The following is a 4813-nucleotide window of genomic DNA, read 5'->3' on the forward strand; positions in this document are numbered from 1 at the left end:
GGCACGCTGGCCCAGGTGTATGACCGGATGGGTTTCCTGCCGGCCCAGGCCGCACTGCCGCTGCAGGCCGCGATGAGCGACGCGGTCCGGTAGCCAGTGGCTGTTCCTGACGGCGAGTCATGCTGGGTCGGGGTCGTCATCGCCGTTCCCGAGCCGATGGCCTCCGAGCTCCGGAGCTGGCGGGCGTCCTTCGGGGACCCGATGGCCGCCGTCGTTCCCGCGCACATCACACTGGTGACCACCACGCCCACGGACGACTGGGAGGAAACGCTGGAACATGTGCGCCGGGTGGCGCTGGAGCAGCGGCCTTTCACGGTGACCCTGCGCGGCACCGGCACTTTCCGTCCGGTATCGCCGGTGGTCTTCGTGACCCTGGACGACGGCTTCGCCGAATGCGTCGCCCTGCACGAAAAGCTGCAAGCCGGACCCTTGGAGCGCGAGCTGCCGTTCGGCTACCACCCGCACGTCACGGTGGCCCAGGACGTCAGCGAAACCAGCATGGACGCGGCCGAGGTGAAGCTGCGGGACTACGAAGCGACCTTCCCCGTGCGTACCATGGGACTCTACGAGCATGACAAAACCGGTGTGTGGATACTACGGGAAGAATTGAGCTTTGGAGACCAACCGCAAGGCAGGGAAGGCGCAGTCCCGGTCAGCCGGACGGAACGCTGAATCGTCCCATCCGCTGGATCGGGCCAAACTGCGGATGGAGGAACTGGACGCCCGCCGGGCTTTTGGCCGGGTCCGCCGGGAGGATGCCGGGCCGCTGTCGAAGCTGCTGGCGGGAGCCAAGTTCCTGGTGGCCAAGCTGAACACTGTTCTGCCGATGCGGGTGTGGAAGCTCTACAGCACGCGGCACGGTCCGCTGATGGCTGCAGGCTCCTCCTACAACATGTTTTTCTCCATCGCCGCGCTGCTGGTGGCCGGTTTCTCGATCTTCGGCATCGTGGCCGCCGGGAACCAGGCCCTGCAGGACATGGTGGTGCGCAGCGTCGCCGAAAGTACGCCGGGCCTGATCGATACCGGCAGCGGCGGCCTGGCCAGCCAGGAGCAGTTGTTCGCCTCCGGATCCGGCTACGGCTGGGCGCTGGTGATCTCCACGGCCGCCATGCTCCTGACCTCGCTGCGCTGGATCGCCAGCCTGCGCGAAGGGATGCGCGGCGTCTTCGCCCTTCCGCCGCTGCAGGGCAATCTCTTGCTGATCAAGCTCAAGGACCTCGGCACGCTGCTGATCCTCGGCATCACGCTGGTGGTGACGTCCGTCGTCGCGGCCGTCTCGAACACCGCACTGGGCGCGGTGCTGGACTTCCTGGCGATCGAATCGGCGATCGCGGCCTTCTTCACCCGGGCGGCCGGTGTCCTGGTCATGCTGCTGCTGGATATGTTGGTGGCTGTGGTCCTGTTCCGGGCGGCATCGGGGATCCGGATGCCACGGTCCGTGCTCTTCCAGGCGGCGCTGATTGCCGGCGCCGGCAGCACGCTGCTGCGGATGTTCAGCTCCACGTTGCTGGGCAATGTCGGGAACAATCCGCTGTTGGCGCCGTTCGCGGTGATCCTGGGCCTGTTCGTGTGGTTCTTCCTGCTGAGCCAGGTCTACCTGATGGCCACCGCCTGGGGAGCCGTGGGAATGGCGGACGTGAAAGCCAAGCGGCAGGCCGCCCGGCGCGAAGGCCGGCAGCTGTCGCTGCGCCAGCGTGCCCGCGCCGCGCACCGGTAACAACCGCCCCCTCCCCGCTACTGGCCGGGGGCAGAGACGTCCTTGGTCACGATCTCCATCTCGCCGTGCAGCGTCCGGTGCACCGGGCACTTATCCGCGATCCGCAGCAGTCCCGCGCGCTGCTCGGCGGTGACGTTCCCTTCGATGGCGATTTCCCGGCTGATGAGCGTGATGTGGCCGTCCCTGCCTTCGCAGCTTTCGCAGTCGGCGGCATGGATGCGCTCCTGCCGCAGGCCCACGGTGACGTTCTCCAGTGGAATGTCCTTGCGGTCGGCATACATGCGCATGGTCATCGAGGTGCACGCGCCCAGCCCCGCCAGCAGCAGATCGTACGGAGTCGGGCCCGAGTCCGCCGCACCGGGCAGGGACAGCGGTTCGTCGGCCAACCAGGTGTGGCGGCCGGCGCGGATCGTCTGCCCGTACTTGCCCTGTCCGTTCTCCACGACGGTTACCAGGCCCGGTTCCAGCGTCCCGCCGTCGTCCTCCATGCCCAGATAGGGTGCCGCCCAGGCGGCAATCAGCGCCGCCGCCCGCGCGGCCTGCCCCTTTCCGGTGAGCAGGTGGTTGCTCCCGTCCAGGGAGACGAAGGACTTCGGGTGCCGGGCCGCGGCGAAGATCCGGCCCGCGTTCCCGACGCCCACGGTGTTGTCGATGGGGGAGTGCAGGACCAGCAGCGGGCAGCGGAGTTCGGCGATGTGCCGGCGCCGGGCCGGATCGGCGGGAGTGCCGACGGTGACGACGGCCTTCAGTTCCGGTATGCGGCCCGCGGCGGCCAGGGCCGCGGCACCGCCCAGGGAATGGCCGATCAGCAGCGACGGTGCCCGGTGGTGCGTGCGCAGGAAATCGGCCGCGCAGAGCAGATCATCGGCGCCGGACGCCGCATCGGCGTGCTCCCCGCCCGATGCCACCCGGCCCGTGAAGTCGAAGCGCAGGACGGCGATGCCTTCCTGCTGCAGCACCTGGGAAATGCGGTTGGCCGCCGGGCCGCCGTTGCTGCCGGTGAAGCAGTGCGCCAGCAGAGCATAGGCCCGGACCCGGCCCTCAGGCAGGTCCAGTTCGCCGGCCAGAGCCTGCCCTCCCGAGCCGGTGAAAGTTACGTCCACGGTCCTGGTCATGTCCTGCCCCTTGTTGTCGCTGGTTCCGGGTAACGCGTTTCCTGTTAACGGTGATGGGCGTCCACTGGTGTACAGCGGACGCCCATCGATGCAAAGCCGAAGGCTAGATGGAGCGGCTCAGGATCGCCTGCTTGACTTCGGCGATGGCCTTGGTGACCTGGATGCCGCGGGGGCAGGCCTCCGAACAGTTGAAGGTGGTGCGGCAGCGCCACACGCCTTCCTTGTCGTTGAGGACCTCCAGGCGCATGTCGCCGGCATCGTCGCGGGAGTCGAAGATGAAGCGGTGCGCGTTCACGATCGCCGCCGGGCCGAAGTACTGGCCGTCGGTCCAGAAGACCGGGCAGGAGGACGTGCAGGCGGCGCAAAGGATGCACTTGGTGGTGTCATCGAAACGCTCGCGGTCCTCGACGGACTGCAGACGCTCCCTCGTCGGCTCGTGGCCGGAGTTGACCAGGAAGGGCATGATCTCCCGGTAGGACTGGAAAAACGGTTCCATGTCCACGATCAGGTCCTTCTCGACCGGCAGGCCCTTGATCGGCTCGACCAGGATGGGCTTGGACGTGTCCAGGTCCTTCAGCAGGGTCTTGCAGGCCAGGCGGTTGCGGCCATTGATGCGCATGGCATCGGAGCCGCAGACACCGTGGGCGCAGGAGCGGCGGAAGGAGACGGAGCCGTCATGCTCCCACTTGACCTTGTGCAGGGCATCCAGCACGCGGTCGGTGCCGTACATGGTTAGCTTCCACTCGTCCCAGCGGGCCTCGTCCGAAACCTCGGGGTCGTAGCGGCGGACACGCAGCGTGATATCGAAGGTGGGGATTTCTCCACCGCCGCCGACACCGGGGGCCAACTCGACCTTTGACGGTCCTTCGGGAATTTCGGTCGGGGTGCTCATTAGTATTTCCTCACCATCGGTTCGTAGCGCGTGAATACGACGGGTTTTGTTCCCAGGCGGATGCCGGCGATGCTCTCGGCCGAGGCCGAATCATCCTTGTAGGCCATCGAGTGCTTCATGAAGTTCTCATCGTCGCGGTCCGGGAAGTCCTCGCGGAAGTGGCCGCCGCGGGACTCCTGGCGGTGCAGGGCCGCCACGGTCATGACCTCGGCCAGCTCCAGCAGGAAGCCCAGCTCCACCGCTTCGAGCAGGTCCAGGTTGAAGCGCTTGCCCTTGTCCTGGACGTTGATGTTCTTGTAGCGCTGCTTGAGGGAGCCGATCACCGTAAGCGCCTCGTGCAGGCTCTCCTCGGTGCGGAACACCTGGACGTTGGCATCCATGGTGTCCTGCAGCTCCTTGCGCAGCAACGCCACCCGCTCGGTGCCGCTGGCGTTGCGGACGGTGTCCAGCAGCTCGATGGTGAAGGCCTCCGGATTCTCCGGCAGCTCGACGAAGTCGGCGGTCTTGGCATACTCGGCGGCGTTGATACCGGCGCGCTTGCCGAAGACGTTGATGTCCAGCAGGGAGTTGGTGCCCAGGCGGTTGGAGCCGTGGACGGACACGCAGGCCACCTCACCGGCGGCGTACAGGCCCGGGATCACTGTGTCATTGTCCTGCAGTACCTCGGCCTTGATGTTGGTGGGGATACCGCCCATGGCATAGTGCGCCGTCGGGAAGACCGGGACCGGCTCGGTGTACGGTTCCACGCCCAGGTAGGTGCGGGCAAACTCCGTGATGTCCGGGAGCTTGGCGTCGATGTGCGCCGGTTCCAGGTGCGTCAGGTCCAGGAGCACGTAGTCCTTGTTCGGGCCGCAGCCGCGTCCCTCGCGCACCTCATTGGCCATCGAGCGGGCCACGATGTCACGCGGGGCCAGGTCCTTGATGGTGGGAGCGTAGCGCTCCATGAAGCGCTCACCATCCGAGTTACGCAGGATGGCGCCCTCGCCGCGGGCGGCTTCGGAGAGCAGGATGCCCAGGCCGGCCAGGCCGGTCGGGTGGAACTGGAAGAACTCCATGTCCTCCAGCGGGATGCCGCGGCGGAACGCGATG

5 protein-coding genes are annotated in these 4813 nt (G+C 67.1%); 2 read left to right on the forward strand and 3 right to left on the reverse strand.

The window, feature by feature from the left end:
• Nucleotides 1-156: 156 nt before the first annotated feature.
• Together AC5RW2_RS40460 and AC5RW2_RS40465 are read left to right on the forward strand one after the other, a co-directional pair.
• Nucleotides 157-672, forward strand: a complete 516-nt coding sequence (locus AC5RW2_RS40460; protein ID WP_494030806.1) for a 2'-5' RNA ligase family protein — start codon at nt 157-159, stop codon at nt 670-672.
• Nucleotides 614-1717 carry a YihY/virulence factor BrkB family protein gene (locus AC5RW2_RS40465; RefSeq protein ID WP_494030766.1) on the forward strand — a complete coding sequence of 368 codons (1104 nt, stop codon included), beginning with the start codon at nt 614-616 and terminating at the stop codon, nt 1715-1717. Before AC5RW2_RS40460 ends, AC5RW2_RS40465 begins: the two co-directional genes overlap by 59 nt.
• Nucleotides 1718-1734: 17 nt before the next feature.
• Here AC5RW2_RS40465 and AC5RW2_RS40470 read toward each other — a convergent pair whose 3' ends face one another.
• The 3 genes from AC5RW2_RS40470 to AC5RW2_RS40480 all read right to left on the reverse strand — a co-directional run.
• The gene (locus tag AC5RW2_RS40470) at nt 1735-2832 is read right to left on the reverse strand and encodes an alpha/beta fold hydrolase (RefSeq protein ID WP_494030767.1); all 1098 of its coding nucleotides are present in this window, start codon (nt 2830-2832) and stop codon (nt 1735-1737) included.
• 103 nt (nt 2833-2935) lie between these two features.
• The gene (locus AC5RW2_RS40475) at nt 2936-3724 is read right to left on the reverse strand and encodes a succinate dehydrogenase iron-sulfur subunit (protein ID WP_494030768.1); all 789 of its coding nucleotides are present in this window, start codon (nt 3722-3724) and stop codon (nt 2936-2938) included.
• Nucleotides 3724-4813, reverse strand: a 1090-nt coding sequence (locus AC5RW2_RS40480; protein ID WP_494075256.1) for an FAD-binding protein, incomplete at its 5' end; no start/stop codon positions are given. The genes AC5RW2_RS40475 and AC5RW2_RS40480, both read right to left, overlap by 1 nt.

The organism is Arthrobacter sp. B0316-1-20 (assembly GCF_059091865.1).